17 protein-coding genes are annotated in these 16,696 nt (G+C 62.1%); 6 read left to right on the forward strand and 11 right to left on the reverse strand.

Annotated features, from left to right (window positions below):
- Positions 1 to 21 precede the first annotated feature (21 nt).
- Complete coding sequence (locus FH041_RS16305) at positions 22 to 423, reverse strand: RNA-binding S4 domain-containing protein (protein ID WP_027914118.1); 402 nt, start codon at positions 421 to 423, stop codon at positions 22 to 24.
- 175 nt (positions 424 to 598) lie between these two features.
- On the opposite strand from FH041_RS16305, the gene FH041_RS16310 reads away from it, so the two are divergent.
- Both FH041_RS16310 and rimK read left to right on the forward strand, forming a co-directional pair.
- A complete protein-coding gene (locus FH041_RS16310; RefSeq protein ID WP_230396037.1) occupies positions 599 to 1,015 on the forward strand; it encodes an ATP-dependent zinc protease in 417 nt (138 codons plus the stop codon).
- Positions 1,012 to 1,917 (forward strand): 30S ribosomal protein S6--L-glutamate ligase, encoded by a 906-nt coding sequence (gene rimK / locus FH041_RS16315; RefSeq protein ID WP_027914119.1) that lies wholly within the window; start codon positions 1,012 to 1,014, stop codon positions 1,915 to 1,917. The genes FH041_RS16310 and rimK overlap by 4 nt, the downstream gene beginning before the upstream one ends.
- A gap of 83 nt (positions 1,918 to 2,000) precedes the next feature.
- Here the strand turns inward: rimK and FH041_RS16320 are convergent, their stop codons facing one another.
- A complete protein-coding gene (locus FH041_RS16320) occupies positions 2,001 to 3,314 on the reverse strand; it encodes an ATP-binding protein (RefSeq protein WP_027914120.1) in 1,314 nt (437 codons plus the stop codon).
- Between the two features lie 13 nt (positions 3,315 to 3,327).
- Positions 3,328 to 4,068 carry a two-component system response regulator OmpR gene (gene ompR / locus FH041_RS16325; protein ID WP_027914121.1) on the reverse strand — a complete coding sequence of 247 codons (741 nt, stop codon included), beginning with the start codon at positions 4,066 to 4,068 and terminating at the stop codon, positions 3,328 to 3,330.
- Between the two features lie 216 nt (positions 4,069 to 4,284).
- On the opposite strand from ompR, the gene FH041_RS16330 reads away from it, so the two are divergent.
- From FH041_RS16330 to FH041_RS16345, 4 genes are all read left to right on the forward strand, one after another.
- On the forward strand, positions 4,285 to 6,609 hold the full coding sequence (locus tag FH041_RS16330) for a Tex family protein (protein WP_027914122.1): 2,325 nt from the start codon (positions 4,285 to 4,287) through the stop codon (positions 6,607 to 6,609).
- A complete protein-coding gene (locus FH041_RS16335; RefSeq protein WP_033694972.1) occupies positions 6,609 to 6,992 on the forward strand; it encodes a PaaI family thioesterase in 384 nt (127 codons plus the stop codon). The genes FH041_RS16330 and FH041_RS16335 overlap by 1 nt, the downstream gene beginning before the upstream one ends.
- 154 nt (positions 6,993 to 7,146) lie before the next feature.
- Positions 7,147 to 8,724: a glutamate--cysteine ligase gene (gshA, locus tag FH041_RS16340; RefSeq protein ID WP_219858127.1), complete on the forward strand. Its 1,578-nt coding sequence runs from the start codon at positions 7,147 to 7,149 to the stop codon at positions 8,722 to 8,724.
- Complete coding sequence (locus tag FH041_RS16345; protein WP_027914125.1) at positions 8,724 to 9,356, forward strand: TetR/AcrR family transcriptional regulator; 633 nt, start codon at positions 8,724 to 8,726, stop codon at positions 9,354 to 9,356. Before gshA ends, FH041_RS16345 begins: the two co-directional genes overlap by 1 nt.
- A gap of 27 nt (positions 9,357 to 9,383) precedes the next feature.
- On the opposite strand, the gene FH041_RS16350 is transcribed toward FH041_RS16345, so the two are convergent.
- From FH041_RS16350 to FH041_RS16385, 8 genes are all read right to left on the reverse strand, one after another.
- The gene (locus FH041_RS16350) at positions 9,384 to 9,599 is read right to left on the reverse strand and encodes a molybdopterin-binding protein (protein ID WP_003255829.1); all 216 of its coding nucleotides are present in this window, start codon (positions 9,597 to 9,599) and stop codon (positions 9,384 to 9,386) included.
- 33 nt (positions 9,600 to 9,632) lie between these two features.
- Complete coding sequence (gene ssuB, locus FH041_RS16355; protein ID WP_140174876.1) at positions 9,633 to 10,445, reverse strand: aliphatic sulfonates ABC transporter ATP-binding protein; 813 nt, start codon at positions 10,443 to 10,445, stop codon at positions 9,633 to 9,635.
- The gene (gene ssuC, locus FH041_RS16360) at positions 10,442 to 11,239 is read right to left on the reverse strand and encodes an aliphatic sulfonate ABC transporter permease SsuC (protein WP_027914127.1); all 798 of its coding nucleotides are present in this window, start codon (positions 11,237 to 11,239) and stop codon (positions 10,442 to 10,444) included. The genes ssuB and ssuC overlap by 4 nt, the downstream gene beginning before the upstream one ends.
- A gap of 10 nt (positions 11,240 to 11,249) precedes the next feature.
- On the reverse strand, positions 11,250 to 12,398 hold the full coding sequence (gene ssuD, locus FH041_RS16365) for an FMNH2-dependent alkanesulfonate monooxygenase (RefSeq protein ID WP_027914128.1): 1,149 nt from the start codon (positions 12,396 to 12,398) through the stop codon (positions 11,250 to 11,252).
- A 57-nt stretch (positions 12,399 to 12,455) separates the two neighbouring features.
- On the reverse strand, positions 12,456 to 13,421 hold the full coding sequence (locus FH041_RS16370) for a sulfonate ABC transporter substrate-binding protein (RefSeq protein WP_027914129.1): 966 nt from the start codon (positions 13,419 to 13,421) through the stop codon (positions 12,456 to 12,458).
- A gap of 84 nt (positions 13,422 to 13,505) precedes the next feature.
- Positions 13,506 to 14,099, reverse strand: a complete 594-nt coding sequence (gene ssuE, locus FH041_RS16375) for an NADPH-dependent FMN reductase (protein ID WP_023535782.1) — start codon at positions 14,097 to 14,099, stop codon at positions 13,506 to 13,508.
- Positions 14,100 to 14,279: 180 nt separating this feature from the next.
- Positions 14,280 to 14,921: a peroxiredoxin gene (locus FH041_RS16380; protein ID WP_049696777.1), complete on the reverse strand. Its 642-nt coding sequence runs from the start codon at positions 14,919 to 14,921 to the stop codon at positions 14,280 to 14,282.
- 161 nt (positions 14,922 to 15,082) lie between these two features.
- A complete protein-coding gene (locus FH041_RS16385; RefSeq protein WP_027914131.1) occupies positions 15,083 to 16,417 on the reverse strand; it encodes an OprD family porin in 1,335 nt (444 codons plus the stop codon).
- Between the last annotated feature and the right edge of the window lie 279 nt (positions 16,418 to 16,696).

The following is a 16,696-nucleotide window of genomic DNA, read 5'->3' on the forward strand; positions in this document are numbered from 1 at the left end:
TGGGCCGCCATGCGGCCACAGCTACTCGAAGCTTCCGTGCAACTGATGTATCTGGCGGCGCTGCTTCTTGGTCGGCCGCCCATCGGTGGTGACACCGGTGGCACCGGCCTTGCGCAGCGCCGCAGCCTGCTCGCGCCGGCGCACGCTTTCTTCGGTTTCTTCATACAAAGCCTGCGCTTCAGGCGCACCGCGGCGCACCGCCGACAGCGCTTTTACCACCACCGTGCGCTCGTCGAAGCCTGTACGCAGGACGAATTCATCGCCCACCCGCGGCTCCTTGCCCGGTTTGCATCGCTCACCACGGCAATGCACCTTGCCACTTTCGATGGCCGCCTTGGCCAGCGCACGCGTCTTGTAGAAACGCGCTGCCCACAACCACTTGTCCAGGCGAACCTTGTCGTCATCTTCGACTTTCTGTGCCATCCCGATACCTCGAATTCCGTGATTGGGGGAACTGTACTACCGTAAGCATCGGATGCAAAAATTCCCCGCCATGCTTACAGTTCACTCTCTCATCCGCTGGGTGCGTTTCGTGAAGACATTTGATCATCTGACTGTAATTGGCCTGCGGGAATGGGTAGCCTTGCCCGAGCTGGGCGTGGCAGGGCTACGCGCCAAGATCGACACCGGCGCCAGCACCTCCAGCCTGCATGCAACCGAGATAGAACCTTTCGAACGCAATGGCCAGCCGTGGGTCCGATTCACTGCGCACCTGGGTTCGATCGTGCAATTGCGTCACCGCCGCTGCGAGGCGCCGCTGGTGAGCATGAAAACCATCCGAAGCTCCAATGGCCACGCCCAAACCCGTTATGTCATTCGCACCACGCTCGCGTTGGGTGACAGGGTATGGGCAGTCGAATTTACCCTGGCTTGCCGCAAGAGCATGCGTTACCGCCTGTTGCTGGGTTCCAAGGCCCTGATTCACGGCCAGTTGGTCGTCAATCCGGGCCTGAAGTACGTACAAGACAAACCTGCCTTTCCGGCCACCCACACTACCTTGACAGGTGCTGCATGAAGATCGCTGTGCTTTCGCGTAATCCGCGTCTGTATTCCACCCGCCGCCTGGTCGAAGCCGGTACCCAGCGTGGTCACGAGATGGTGGTGATCGATACCCTGCGGGCCTACATGAACATCGCCAGCCACAAGCCGCAGATTCACTACCGCGGCAAGCCACTGGAAGGGTTCGATGCAGTCATCCCGCGCATTGGTGCCTCTGTCACTTTCTATGGCTGCGCTGTGCTGCGCCAGTTCGAAATGATGGGGGTGTACCCGCTCAACGAATCGGTCGCCATCGCACGCTCGCGCGACAAGCTGCGCTCGCTGCAATTGCTGTCGCGCCGTGGCATTGGCCTGCCGGTCACCGGCTTTGCCCATTCGCCCGATGATATTCCGGACCTGATCCAGATGGTCCACGGCGCCCCGCTGGTGATCAAGGTCCTCGAGGGCACCCAGGGCATTGGCGTGGTGCTGTGCGAAACCACCAAGGCGGCCGAATCGGTGATCGAAGCCTTCATGGGGCTCAAGCAGAACATCATGGTGCAGGAGTACATCAAGGAAGCCGGTGGTGCCGATATCCGATGCTTTGTGGTGGGTGACAAGGTGATCGCCTCGATGAAGCGCCAGGCCAAACCGGGCGAGTTCCGCTCCAACCTGCACCGTGGTGGTGTTGCCAGCCTGATCAAGATCACCCCGGAAGAGCGCATGACGGCCATCCGTGCAGCCAAGGTGATGGGCTTGAGCGTGGCCGGGGTCGACATTCTGCGCTCCAACCACGGCCCACTGGTGATGGAGGTGAACTCGTCACCGGGGCTGGAGGGCATCGAGGTGACTACCGGCAAGGACGTAGCCGGCATGATCTTCGAACACCTGGAGAAGAACGGCGGGCCCAACCAGACCCGGACCAAGGGCAAGGGCTGATCACCCCGCTGGCCGCCTGCCAGGCCCGCCGGCTTCCTCGGTGGCTGATCGCCCCTTGGAAGCACGCCAGGCCAAGCTTGCGGTCAGACAGCGTTGCGCGGCAACAGCAACCCCAAGGGTAACCGTACCCGTGCTTCGATACCGCCTCCGGAACGATTGCGCAGTTCGACGTTTCCGCCATGCTGGGCGGCAATTCGCTTGACGATGGCCAGGCCCAGCCCGGTGCCTTTGCCGCCTCGCGCACGGTCACCCCGAATGAACGGGTTGAAGATGGTCTCGAGCTCAGATTCGTCGATCCCTGCCCCCCGATCAAGCACGCTCAGTACCACGTACGGGGCGCTTTCATCCCCCGAGACATAGGCTGCAACCTCGACGCCCTTGCCCGCATGGTGCAGGGCGTTGCCAATCAGGTTGCCCAGCATGCGCTTGAGCGATACCCGGCGCACTGGAAACGGCGGTATAGGCTCCAGGCACAGCCGAACACGCTCCTCGGGCTGGTTGTAGGGTGCAACCACTTCACGCACCAACGCTGCAAGATCGACTTCTTCGAGGGGTTCGTCACGCCCGTCGCGAATGAACGCCAGGAACTGGTCGAGAATGGCGTCCATGTCTTCGATGTCGCGCACCATGTCGTCGCTCAGCTCACTGTCGCTGCCGAGCAGGGACAGTGAAAGCCGCAGCCGGGTCAGCGGGGTGCGCAAGTCGTGGGACACGCCGGCCAGCATCAACTCGCGCTCGCGCCCGGCTTGCTCGACGTCTTCGGCCATCTGGTTGAAGGCTTTGTACACCTCGGTCATTTCGCTGGGCGTGTCGCTGACCGGCAGGCGCACACTGCGCCCCTGGCCAAGCTGGCGCGCGGCGAACACCAGTCGTTTGAGCGGCTGGTTCAATTGACGCACGAATATCCAGGCCGATGCGGTGGACAGCAAGCCGATGGCCAGGAACCACCCCAGCACGTTCCAGATTTTCTGCCCGCGCAACGGGTGGGGGTACAACGGCACCTTCAACCAGCCCGGGCCCAGGCTGGGCGCGTTGACCCACAAGGCAGGCGGCGCATGGATACGCAGCCGTACCTCGGTGTCCTCGCCAAGCTCGGCCTGCATCTGCCGTTGGTAAATCTCGCTATAGGGCCAGTGTTGCTCGCCCTCGGGTACGCCTGCACCGGTCACCCGGATCAGGCCTGCCGCTTCGGCGATCTGGTCACGGTTTTCTTCGTCGGCCGCCCAATAGGCGCGCAAGGTCAATGCCACGCCGTGGCTGTACTGGCGATCGACCAAGACGTCCTCGTTCATCAGCAGGTAGACCAGGGTCAACGCCTTGGAGAACAGAACGACGATCAGCACCAGCCACAAGGTGCGCGCGAAGAAACTCTGCGGAAACCACAGCGGCGTCTTCATCTAGGCAGCAGCGTCATTTGCCGGCGTTTCCGTCCGGTACGAACACATAGCCCACACCCCATACCGTCTGGATGTAGCGCGGTTTGGACGGGTCTGGTTCGATCATGCGGCGCAGGCGCGAGATCTGTACGTCGATGGAGCGCTCCAGCGCATCCCATTCACGCCCGCGTGCCAGGTTCATGAGTTTGTCGCGGGTCAACGGTTCGCGGGCATGCATCACCAGGGCCTTGAGCACAGCGAATTCACCCGTGGTGAGCATGTGCACTTCGTTGCCACGCTTGAGTTCGCGGGTGGCCAGGGACAGCTCGTAGTCGCCGAAGGTGACCGACTCGTCCTCGCTGCCCGGCGCACCGGGTACCGAAGGCGCCTGACGGCGCAGCACGGCCTTGACCCGGGCCATCAGCTCGTCGGGGTTGAATGGCTTGCCGAGGTAGTCGTCGGCGCCCAGTTCCAGGCCCTTGATGCGGCTGAGCTCGTCACCCTTGGCCGTGAGCATGATGATGGGAATCTGGTTGTTGTGCTGGCGCAGGCGCTTGCAGGCGGACAAGCCGTCTTCGCCCGGTAGCATCAGGTCGAGCACCACCAGGTTGAACACTTCACGCTGGAGCAGGCGGTCCATCTGCTCGGTGTTGGGGACCGCGCGGGCACGATAACCCTTGCTGGTGAAGAAACGTTCAAGCAGGCTGCTGAGCCCTGGATCGTCATCGACGATCAGAATTTTTTCACCTTCAGCGGTAGTTGGCGTGCCGGTCATGAATTACTCCTCTGGTATCGCTGCGCATTATGGCGTAGCCGCTACAACGCGTGCCGTGAGCATTGTTAGCAGATTTTTCCCGGGACGCCACTTCCAACTGGCGCCAGGCCATCACCGCAAGCTGTTTGCGATGGGTATAATGCGCCGCTTTCATCCAGCGCCGTCGGGCGAAAGGCCCACCGGCGACTCCGTATTCAAGAACGTCAGGTGGTTTACATGGACAGCATCAACAGCCGTATCGCCGAGGAACTGGGCGTACGCCCACAACAGGTCGAGGCGGCCGTGGGCCTGTTGGACGAAGGCTCTACCGTGCCTTTCATCGCCCGTTACCGTAAAGAGGTGACCGGTAGCCTGGACGACACCCAGCTGCGCCATTTGGAAGAGCGCCTGCGCTACTTACGCGAGCTCGACGAGCGTCGCATCAGCATCCTTGCCAGCATCGAGGAGCAAGGCAAGCTGACGCCGGAACTGGCGCGCGAGATCAAGCTGGCCGACACCAAGACGCGCCTCGAAGACCTCTACCTGCCCTATAAGCAAAAGCGCCGCACCAAGGGCCAGATCGCCCTGGAAGCCGGTCTGGGCGAGCTGGCCGACAGCCTGTTCGCCGACCCGTCCCTGGTCCCGGAAAGCGAAGCGGCGCGCTTTGTCAGCGCCGACAAGGGCGTGGCAGACGTCAAGGCTGCGCTGGAGGGGGCCAAGTACATCCTCATGGAGCGTTTCGCCGAAGATGCAGCCCTGCTCGACAAACTGCGCAGTTTCCTGAAGCAGGAAGCGGTGCTCAGCGCACGCGTGGTGCCCGGCAAGGAAGAAGAAGGTGCCAAGTTCCGCGACTACTTCGCCCATGACGAACTGCTGCGCAGCGCGCCGTCGCACCGCGCGCTGGCGATCTTCCGCGGGCGCAACGAAGGTGTACTCAGCGCTTCGCTGAAAGTGGGCGAAGAGCTGCCGGGTACCCTGCACCCGTGCGAACTGATGATCGGCGAGCACGTCGGCATCGAGAACCGTGGCCGCGCGGCCGACAAATGGCTGGGTGAAGTGGTGCGCTGGACCTGGAAGGTCAAGCTCTACACCCACCTGGAGACCGACCTGTTCGGTGAACTGCGCGACAATGCCGAGGGTGAGGCGATCAACGTCTTCGCCCACAACCTGCATGACCTGCTGCTGGCAGCGCCCGCTGGCCCGCGCGCCACGCTGGGCTTCGACCCTGGCCTGCGCACGGGCTGCAAGATCGCCGTGGTCGATGCCACCGGCAAGCTGCTCGACTACACCACCGTGTATCCCCATGCACCCAGGAACGAATGGGACCGCACGCTCTCGGTAATGGCTGCGCTGTGCGCCAAGCATTCGGTCGAGCTGATCGCCATCGGCAATGGCACCGCCAGCCGCGAGAGCGACAAGCTGGTGGCTGACCTGGTCAAGCAGTACCCTGCCCTGAAGATCACCAAGGTCATGGTCTCCGAAGCCGGCGCCTCGGTGTACTCGGCATCGGAGCTGGCGGCCCGGGAATTCCCCGATCTGGATGTGTCGATCCGTGGCGCGGTCTCGATTGCCCGTCGTCTGCAGGATCCACTGGCCGAGCTGGTCAAGATCGATCCCAAGTCCATCGGCGTGGGCCAGTACCAGCATGACGTGTCGCAAGTGAAGCTGGCACGCGGCCTCGACGCCGTCGTCGAGGACTGCGTGAACGCCGTTGGCGTAGACGTGAACACCGCGTCGGTCGCCCTGCTCACGCGTATTTCGGGGTTGAACACGACCCTGGCACAGAACATCGTCGCCCATCGCGATGCCAATGGCCCGTTCGCCACCCGTGCAGCCTTGAAGAAAGTCAGCCGGCTGGGTGAAAAAACCTTCGAGCAGGCCGCAGGCTTCCTGCGCGTGATGAACGGCGACAACCCGCTGGACGCGTCTGCCGTTCACCCCGAGGCCTACCCGCTGGTGCAGCGCATCGCCGCCAACACCGACCGGGACATCCGCTCGCTGATCGGGGACAGCAGCTTCCTCAAGCGCCTGGACCCAAAGAAATTCACCGACGAAACCTTCGGCCTGCCCACGGTGACCGACATCCTGCAGGAACTGGACAAGCCTGGCCGCGACCCGCGTCCGGAGTTCAAGACGGCCACCTTCCAGGACGGGGTCGAGGACCTCAAGGACCTGGAGCCTGGGATGATCCTGGAAGGCGTAGTGACCAACGTCACCAATTTCGGCGCCTTCGTGGACATCGGCGTGCACCAGGATGGGCTGGTGCATATCTCGGCGCTGTCGGAAAAGTTCGTCAAAGACCCACGCGAAGCGGTCAAGGCCGGCGATGTGGTCAAGGTCAAGGTCATGGAAGTGGACATCCCGCGCAAGCGTGTCGGCCTGTCCATGCGCATGAGCGATACGCCGGGCGAGAAGGTCGAAGGCAACCGGGGTGGCGGACGTGGCCAGGGGGGTGGCCGTCAGCAGCCAGCGCCCCGTCAGCGCGAGACCGCCACTGCAGCGCCGGCCAACAACGCCATGGCTGCCCTGTTCGCCAACGCCAAGCAGTTGAAGAAGAAGTGATGGACGTGGCACCCGAGTACGTGCAAAGCGCCTTCAGCCAATTGCTGGGCTGCAGCCTGCAACGCCTGGAAGCGGGCGTTGCCGAGGTGAGCCTGGCGGTGGCGCCGCACCTGCGCAACCGTGGCCAGAAGCTTCATGGCGGGGCGATCTTCAGCCTGGTGGACATCACCATGGGGCTGGCCTGCTCGTCCAGCCACGGCTTCGACCAGCAGAGCGTCACCCTCGAATGCAAGATCAACTACCTGCGCGCCGTCAGCGATGGCGAGGTGCTGTGCACCGCTCGGGTGCTGCACGCAGGCAGACGCACGCTGGTGGTCGACGCTGACGTAGTCCAGGACGACAAGCTGGTGGCCAAGGCGCAAGGAACCTTCGTCGCGCTCTAGCTCACAAAGCACTATCTGCGGTAACTTCGGCAGTGCGCGCGCACTGCTGGGGCCGCGGTAAACCAGGCGATAACGCCCGTTCCCTTCCCCCTACCCTTGTAGACCGTCATCTCTACCCCCATATTGGGGCGACTGACGCGTGAAGGAATACATCTTGAGCACACTCCTCAACCGCCGCCTGAGCTTGCTCGGCGCCAATCTCCCCTTGCTCAAGCAGTGTCTGCACGGCATTGAGCGCGAATGCCTGCGCGTGACAGACAGTGGCCGTCTGGCCCAGACACCGCACCCCGAAGCACTGGGAGCGGCGCTGACCAACGAACAGATCACCACCGATTACTCCGAATCATTGCTTGAATTCATCACCCCGGCGCTGCCTGACGCCGCTGCGGTGCTGGAAAACCTCGAGCAGATCCACAGGTTCGTCTACACCAAGCTGGGCGACGAGTACCTCTGGAGCCCGTCGATGCCGTGTTCGCTGCCGGCTGAAGAAGACATTCCCATCGCCGAGTACGGCACTTCCAACATCGGCAAGCTCAAGCATGTCTATCGCAAGGGCCTGGCCCTGCGCTACGGCCGCACCATGCAGTGCATTGCCGGCATCCATTACAACTTCTCGCTGCCCGAGGCCCTGTGGCCATTGCTGCGCGAAGCCGAAGGCAGCACTGAAAACGAACGGGATTATCAGTCGGCCGCGTACATCGCCCTGATCCGCAATTTCCGTCGCTACAGCTGGCTGCTCATGTACCTGTTCGGCGCTTCGCCCGCCTTGGACAAGGGCTTTCTGCGGGGCCGCGCCCACCAGCTCGAAGAGCTCGATGGCGACACCCTCTACCTGCCCTACGCCACCAGCCTGCGCATGAGCGACCTGGGCTACCAGAGCAATGCCCAGGCGGGCCTGACGCCCTGCTACAACAACCTGTCCAGCTACACCGACAGCCTGCGCAAGGCGGTAGGCACGCCGTACCCACCTTATGTGGAGGTCGGTACCCATGTCGATGGCGAGTGGGTACAGCTGAACACCAACATTCTGCAAATCGAGAACGAGTACTACTCCAACATCCGTCCCAAGCGGGTGACCTACTCCGGCGAACGTCCAATCCAGGCGCTCACCTCGCGCGGCGTGCAGTACGTGGAGGTGCGCTGCCTGGACATCAACCCGCTCCTGCCAGTGGGCATCGACCTCACCGAAGCACGCTTTCTCGATGCGTTTTTGCTGTTCTGCGCGCTGGACGACAGCCCACAGCTCAACAACAACGAATGCAGCCAGTGCACCAGCAATTTCCTGAGCGTGGTCAAAGAAGGCCGGCGTCCAGGCCTGAAGTTGCAGCGTGATGGGCAGCCTGTGCCGCTCAAGGACTGGGCCAGCGAGCTGATTGCTCAGATCGCTCAATTGGCCGACCTGCTCGACCAGGCCCAGGGCGGGGATGAGCACGCCAAGGCCCTGCAAGCCCAGCAGGCAAAGGTCGACGACCCCGAGCTGACCCCATCGGCCCAGGTGTTGGCGCGCATGACCGAGCATGATGAGAGCTTCATCGCGTTCTCGCTGCGACAAAGCCGTCTCCACGCCCAGACACTGCGCGAGCAGCCCCTGAGCCCCGACCAGCAGCAGGCCTTCGAAACGCTGGCGCGCGAGTCCCTGGCCAAACAGTCGCAGCTGGAACAGGAAGAAGTGGGCGAGTTCGATACCTTCGTGGGCGCCTACCAGGCCAGTATCCTGGCAATCAGCAACTGATGACCCGCGGCATCCCAGCGCGCAAGCCACGCGCCAGCAGCCAGGCCCGGATCGAAGCGATCCTGGCAGCTGCCCGCGAGCTCCTGGCCGAGGGCGGGGTGGCTGGCCTGTCGATCTACAGCGTGGCCGAGCGCGCGCAAATCCCGCCGTCATCGGTCTACCACTTCTTCGCCAGCGTGCCTGCGCTGCTCGAAGCGCTGACTGCCGATGTACACAGGGTTTTCCGCGAGGCGCTTGGCGCGCCGATCGACAGCAGCATGCTCACCCGCTGGCATGAGCTGTCGCGGTTGATCGAGCAACGCATGCTGGATATCTACAACGAGGATGCCGCTGCGCGGCAGTTGATCCTGGCGCAGCATGGCCTCAGCGAGGTCATGCAGGCTGACCGGCAGCACGACATGGAGCTCGGCGCCCTGATGCACAGGTTGTTCGACCAGCACTTTCACTTGCCGGTGATGCCTGCGGATGTGGATGTGTTCGCCTTGGCCATGGAATTGAGCGATCGGGTGTATGCCCGGTCGATGCAATTGCACGAGACCATCACCCCGCGCATGGCCGAAGAAGGCAAGCGGGTATTCGAAGCCTACCTGGGCTTGTACCTGCCACCTTTTCTGGTCAAGCGTTCGCACTGAGGAGCCGCAAGGCGGCCCCGTGCTCGATCACAGCTTGGCGATGGATACCTCGGTGGACTTCACGAAGGCAATCACCTCGCTGCCCACTTGCAGTTCCAGTTCACGTACGGAGCGGGTCGTGATGACTGATGTGACGATACCCGAGGCGGTCTGGACGTCGATTTCCGACAGCACCGGGCCTTCGAGGATTTCCTTGACGGTGCCTTTGAACTGATTACGGACGTTGATGGCTTTGATGGTCATTGGAGTGTTTCCTTTTCGATGGCTTCTGGGGGTTCAGTGCGCCCAACGCAACTGCGTGGGCAGGGGGGCAACAGGCTCCGGCTCGGGCGCAGTGCCCGGCGCAGAAAGGACTCGGTTGAGCACTTGGCTTTCAAGCGCGGCCAGGCGGTGCGAACCGCGCGGTCGTGGCCGTGGCAGGTCGACCGTCAGGTCGAGCCCGACTTCGCCGTCCTCGATCAGGATCACCCGATCTGCCACCGCAACCGCTTCGCTGACGTCATGGGTCACCAGCAGCACGGTGAAACCATGCTGGCCCCACAGGCGCTCGATCAGTTGCTGCATTTCGATGCGCGTCAGTGCATCCAGCGCACCTAGCGGTTCGTCCAGCAGCAGCAGACGCGGTTGGTGGATCAGTGCGCGGGCAAGCGCAACGCGCTGCTTCTGGCCGCCCGAGAGGGCTGCGGGCCATTCGTTGGCGCGGTCGGCCAGGCCCACTGCCTCCAGCGCATCCAGCGCCCTGGCACGCCAATCGCCGGACAGGCCGAGCCCCACATTGTCGATGATCTTTTTCCACGGCAGCAGCCGCGAGTCCTGGAACATCAGGCGGGTTTCTTCCCGTGCCTCGTCCAGCGGTGCAGCACCTGCCAGCAGTTGCCCTGCCGTTGGTTGGTCGAGCCCAGCCAGCAGGCGCAGCAAGGTACTTTTGCCGCAACCGCTACGGCCGACGATGGCGACGAACTGGCCGGCCGGGACATGCAGGTCGATGCCTTTTAGCACCTCGCGCGAGCCGAAGGTTTTACGCAGGCCCTTGGCGGCCAATGGAATGCCACGCAGCAGGTGTGGCGGATTGTCCTTGAGCACGGTCATGCGCCCTCCTTCCTGGCAACTTGATAAGCCGGATGCCAACGCAGCCACACACGTTCCAGGCCACGGGCAGCCAGGTCGGCGAGCTTGCCGAGCACGGCGTACAGCACGATGGCCAGCACCACCACATCGGTCTGCAGGAACTCCCGGGCGTTCATCGCCAGGTAGCCAATGCCGGCGTTGGCCGAAATGGTTTCGGCGACGATCAAGGTCAGCCACATGAAGCCCAGTGCGAAGCGCACGCCCACCAGTATCGAAGGCAAGGCACCGGGCAGGATCACCTGGCGAAACAGGCTGAACCCCGAAAGCCCGTAGCTGCGCGCCATTTCCACCAGGGCCGGGTCGACATTGCGGATCCCGTGGTAGGTATTCAGGTAGATGGGGAAGAGCGTGCCCAGCGCGACCAGAAAGATCTTCGCCGACTCGTCGATGCCGAACCACAAGATCACCAGCGGGATCAGGGCCAGGTGCGGCACGTTACGGATCATCTGTACCGAACTGTCGAGCAGGCGCTCGCCCCAGTTGGACAGCCCGGTGATGAAGCCCAGCACCAGGCCAATGCTGCCACCGATCACGAAGCCCAGCCCGGCACGCCAGCCGCTGATGGCCAGGTGCGTCCAGATCTCTCCACTGCGTACCAGGTCGACGCCGGCTGACAGTACGGCGCTTGGCGCTGGCAGAATGCGGGTTGACAGCCAGCCAGCGCTGACCGCCAGTTGCCACGCGGCCAGCAGCAGTACCGGCAGCGCCCAGGGCGCCAAGCGCTCTGTCACGGTATTCGAGGCTTTGCGACTCATACAGTACCCCTCATCGCTGGGCCACGGACTTGGGCAAGATGTCGTTGGCAACCATCTCGCCGAACGGGCTCACGTAGCCGCCGCCGGTGGCAGGCTGAGGCCGTTGTACGTCCAGGTGCGGGAACAACAGTTCGGCCACCCGGTATGACTCTTCCAGGTGCGGGTAACCGGAGAAGATGAAAGTGTCGATGCCCAGGGCGGCATACTCCTTGACCCGTGCGGCGACGGTCGGGCCATCGCCCACCAGCGCAGTGCCTGCACCTCCGCGAACCAGGCCTACCCCAGCCCACAGGTTGGGGCTGACTTCGAGCTTGTCGCGGCTGCCATTGTGCAGCGCGGCCATGCGCTGCTGCCCTACCGAGTCGAAACGGGCAAGCGATGCCTGGGCGCGAGCGATGGTGTCGTCGTCCAGATGGGATATCAGTTTTTCAGCCGCTTCCCACGCTTGCGCATTGGTCTCGCGCACGATCACATGAAGACGAATGCCAAACCGCACCTCGCGCCCTTGAGCAGCGGCCTTATCGCGCACCTGGGCGATCTTTTCAGCCACCGCGCTGGGCGGTTCGCCCCAGGTCAGGTACAGCTCGACCTGCTCTGCAGCCAGGTCTTGGGCGGCTTCGGACGAACCACCGAAATACAACGGTGGACGAGGCTGCTGGATGGGTGGGTACAGCAGCTTCGCGCCTTTGACCTGGATGTGTTTGCCGTCGTAGTCGACTTCTTCGCCTTCAAGCACCTTGCGCCAGATGCGGGTGAACTCGACAGACGCTTCGTAGCGCTCCTGATGATTGAGGTGCAGGCCGTCACCGGCCAACTCATCCGGATCACCACCGGTTACCAGGTTGAACAGCGCCCGGCCATTGGACAGGCGATCGAGCGTGGCGGCCTGCCGCGCGGCGACTGTCGGCGAGATGATCCCAGGGCGCAGGGCTACCAGGAACTTCAGCCGTTCGGTAACAGGAATCAGGGAGGCGGCCACCAGCCAGGAATCCTCGCAGGAGCGCCCGGTGGGTATCAGCACGCCGCCGAACCCCAGGCGGTCGGCCGCCTGGGCAATCTGCTGCAGGTAGCCATGGTCGACCGCCCGGGCGCCTTGCGCGGTGCCCAGGTATTTGCCATCACCGTGCGTGGGGAGGAACCAGAAGATGTTGAGGCTCATTGGAGTTGTCTCCTAAGGGATAGCTGAGCCGGGGAAGGCCCGGCACGGGCAGATCAATCAAGGTGCACTGGCAACCTTGGCCGGGGGTGTCCAGATCACGTCCTTGATGCGCAGCGGCTTGGGTATGAGCTTGAGCGTCTGGAAGGTGTCTGCGATTTTCTGCTGGGCCGCCACTACGTCCGGCGTCAAGGGCGCTGCGCCATAGCCTTGGCGCTTGACGGACGTCAGGGTGATGTCCGGCGTGAGCCCAAGCAGCGGAGCGACCTGGTCAGTGACTTCCTGCGGGTTGGCCTGCGACCACTCACCGACCGCACGTACCTGTTCGATGACGGTATTGATGACGGCCGGGTGCTGATTCGCATAACTGCGCGTGGCCAGGTAGAACTGATGGTTGTCTACCAGGCCCTGGCCGTCACGCAGGGTGCGGGCTTGCAGCTGCTGCTCGGCGGCGGCCTGGTACGGGTCCCAGATCACCCAGGCATCGACACTGCCACGCTCGAACGCTGCGCGCGCATCGGCCGGGGGCAAGTAGACCGGTTGAATATCGGTGTACTTCAGGCCTGCGTCTTCGAGTGCCCGTACGAGCAGGTAATGGACGTTGGAGCCCTTGTTGAGGGCAACCTTCTTGCCCTTGAGCGCCTGCACCGACTGGATCGGCGAGTCTTTGGGCACCAGGATGGCCTCACTGTGGGGTGCGGGAGGTTCGTAGGCCACGTACAGCAAGTCGGCCCCGGCGGCCTGTGCGAATACCGGAGGCGTTTCGCCAGTCACGCCGAAGTCGACAGAACCGACGTTCAGCCCTTCGAGCAGCTGAGGGCCGCCGGGGAACTCGGTCCACTGCACCTGCACGCCCTGCTCGGCCAGGCGCTTTTCCAGCGTGCCCTTGGCCTTGAGCAGCACCAGGGTGCCGTATTTCTGATAACCGATGCGCAGGGTTTCAGCCTGTGCCTGGGTGATGGCGCCGAGGGACACAGCCGCCGCAAACAGGGCGACCAGACCACGACGCAAGAAGATTGTGCGCATGGCGCTCTCCTGTGCGATGGGGTTCGGGTTGCACCTGCTTGCCTCGTTGACGGGCGAGTAAGGTGATACAGCGGGTTTGCCGGATCAGATGCTCCAGCGAGCACTGATCAGGCGATCATTGAGCACACCGGGTGCTACCGGGCGCGGGCGCCTGGCCAGGGCCAGGTGGAAGGTTTCCAGCGAGTCGTGCAGCCGCTCTTCGAGGGCAGGCGCCAGCTGGGCCGGCTTATTGCCTTCGGCATAGGCGATCTGGCTGTCGTCGGCAAATATCCCTTGCAGGGTCTCCTGGGCCTTGAGAGCCGACAGCACGGGCTTGAGGGCGTAATCCACGGCCAGCATGTGGGCAATGCTGCCGCCCGTTGCGATGGGCAGTACTACCCGGTTGGCCAATGCGCGCTCGGGCAGCAGGTCAAGCAGGGTTTTCAGCGCGCCGGCGAACGACGCTTTGTACACCGGCGTGGCAACGATCAGGCCATCGGCCTGGGCCACCAACTGTTGGAAGTGCTGCACGTGCGGGCTGTCGAAGCGGGCATGCAGCAAGTCTTCGGCAGGAAAGTCGCGCACCTGCAGGGTGACGACTTCAACGCCACGGTGCTCGAGCCACTGCCGCGAACGTTCGAGCAACACGCCTGAGCGTGAGCGAGGACTTGGGCTACCACCGATTGATACGACCAGCATTGCTGCGCTTCCTTGGGTTACGGTAGGACGACATTATCAGCATCTTTATATATCTATAAATCATATTTAATTCTTTATTTATTCGATTTAGGTATTTACTGGCCAATTTTTTGTCAAAAAAAAGGGCCGTCGAAACGGCCCGAAAATCCCTGCTTGGCTAAGCGCTATGCAACACAGTATTCACGCTCGGTTCGGTTGAGGCGTCAGACGCAGATAGGGTTTGACCGCCTTGTAGCCTTTTGGAAAGCGTTGCCGGATCTCTTCTTCGTCCTTGAGCGAAGAAACGATCACCACGTCGTCGCCGTCTTGCCAGTTGCCTGGCGTGGCGACCTTGTGCGAATCGGTCAATTGCAGCGAGTCGATGACCCGCAGGATTTCGTTGAAGTTTCGCCCGGTACTGGCGGGGTAGGTAATCGTCAGGCGAACTTTCTTGTTCGGGTCGATGATGAACAGCGAGCGTACGGTGAGGGTATCGCTGGCATTTGGGTGGATCAGGTCGTACAGATCGGACACCTTGCGGTCGGCGTCGGCGAGGATCGGGAAGTTGACCACAGTCTGCTGGGTTTCGTTGATGTCGTCGATCCAGCGGTGATGCGAGTCGACCGGGTCGACCGACAGTGCAATGGCCTTGACTCCGCGCTTGGCAAATTCATCCTTGAGCTTGGCCGTGAGCCCCAATTCGGTGGTGCACACCGGGGTGAAGTCGGCAGGGTGCGAGAACAGCACGCCCCAGCTGTCGCCCAGCCATTGGTGGAAACGGATCTTGCCTTCGCTGGAATCCTGTTCGAAATCCGGGGCGATATCGCCGAGTTTGAGGCTCATGGGATGCAGCTCCTGTGCTGGGGTGCCTGTGGAATGAATGTGCCTGAATTTCTTCAACCTTAAAAAGAATAAATAAAGCTTTATTAATGCTTTTTACGCATAACAAATTTTGGTCACAAAAAAGCCTCGCATCAGGCGAGGCTCTTTAATGTGGCTACGGCTTACAGGAAATTGTAAGTGTAGTTCACGATGAAACGAGTCTGGTCCTGATCGGCCAACGAGCTTTCACCGGTGCCGCGGTATACACCGTGGCGCAGGCTCGCACCCAGGCCTTTGAACGTGCCTTCCTGGATGACGTAGTCGATCCGGGCGTCACGTTCCCACTCGCTGAAGTGGCCATTGCCGCTGGCGTTCTTGCCGTCTTCACCCTTGAGGTAGGAAACCGAAGCCTTCAGGCCCGGTACGCCGAGGCGCGCGAAGTCATAGGCGTATTGACCGAAGGTGGTGTTCTCACCGGCCTTGGCGAACTGGTTGATCATGCTGTCGGTGAACAGGTAGAAGCTGGCGCCGCCGGCGCCTTCGAGCGAGGAACGCGAACCGTCCTTGCGCACGCTACCCTGGTTCAACCAGACGAAACCACCGTCGTCGTTGACGCGCTGGTGACCGAGCATGAGCGAGTGACCGCCCAGGGTGTAGGTGAACATTGCCGACCAGGTCTTGTTGTCGACCTCGCCAGGCGTCTTGGCAAAGCCGCCGTTGTTGTTGAAGGTGTAGCCCGAGTCACCGTTACGGCCATCGCTGCTGCTGTTGAAGTAGCGCAGGTCAGTCTTGAACGACTGGTCGTCAGCGATCTTGAAGACGTGGGTAGCGCCCAGGAAGTGCTGCTTGTAGAAGTCTTCCAGGTTCGAGTAGTAGTACTGCAGGGTCAGGTCTGGAGTGAGCTTGTAGTCCAGGCCGCCATAGCGGAACTTGTTGCTGTCACGGAAGGCGCCGTTGACCGACAGGCCGGTGCGGTTGCTCGAGGCGCGGCCCATGGCGTGGGTCAGCTGACCGGCGTTGATGGTCAGGTTGTCGATTTCCTTCGACTGGAGGGTGCCACCTTCGAAGGTCTGCGGCAGCAGACGGCCATCGTTGGAGACCAGGATCGGCAGGTTAGGCGCCAGGGCGCTGCCGTAATGGACTTCAGTCTTGGAGAACTTGGCCTTGGCGTTGGCACCCAGGCGAGCCCACTGGCTGACGGCGGAGCCGTCGGAATCGCTTGGGAAGAAGCTGCTGTTGTCAGGGTGTTTGCCACGGCCGCCATCGAGGTGGATGCCCCACAGAGCCTGGGCGTCTACACCGAAACCAACGGTGCCCTGGGTGAAACCGGACAGGTAATCCAGTTTGAAGCCCTGGCCCGATTCACGGTTGTCGGCGCCGCCGTCACGGTTGTCGCCATTGAAGTACATGGTGCGCGAGCTGACCGACAGCTTGCTGTCTTCAACGAAACCGGCAGCACCTGCTTGTTGGGCGAGAACACCCAGTGCCACGGCCATGGCCAGGCTGGACTTGTACATGCTTTGCTCCTCTACGTTCTAATTTTTGTGTATCTCAGGCGGCCGGGTCTGTTGCCCCGCTCACCGTGGATGGGCGATTTAGTCCCAAAGCGTGACCCTTTAGTCAATCATTTCTAAACGTTTCACGACTTTGGTCTAAGGCGCCAACCTGCGCTACAGGATAATGACAATCCTATAAATCCAAAATGACTGTTTTGTGAATCGGTAAGACTTTTAAGGAATATGTAAGGAACCATTACTGCATTTTGTTGTAGCAAGTGGGTTTCTCATAACCCCCGG

The sequence above is a fragment of the Pseudomonas sp. SWI7 genome, assembly GCF_006351945.1.
GTDB classification, from domain to species: Bacteria; Pseudomonadota; Gammaproteobacteria; order Pseudomonadales; family Pseudomonadaceae; genus Aquipseudomonas; species Aquipseudomonas fulva.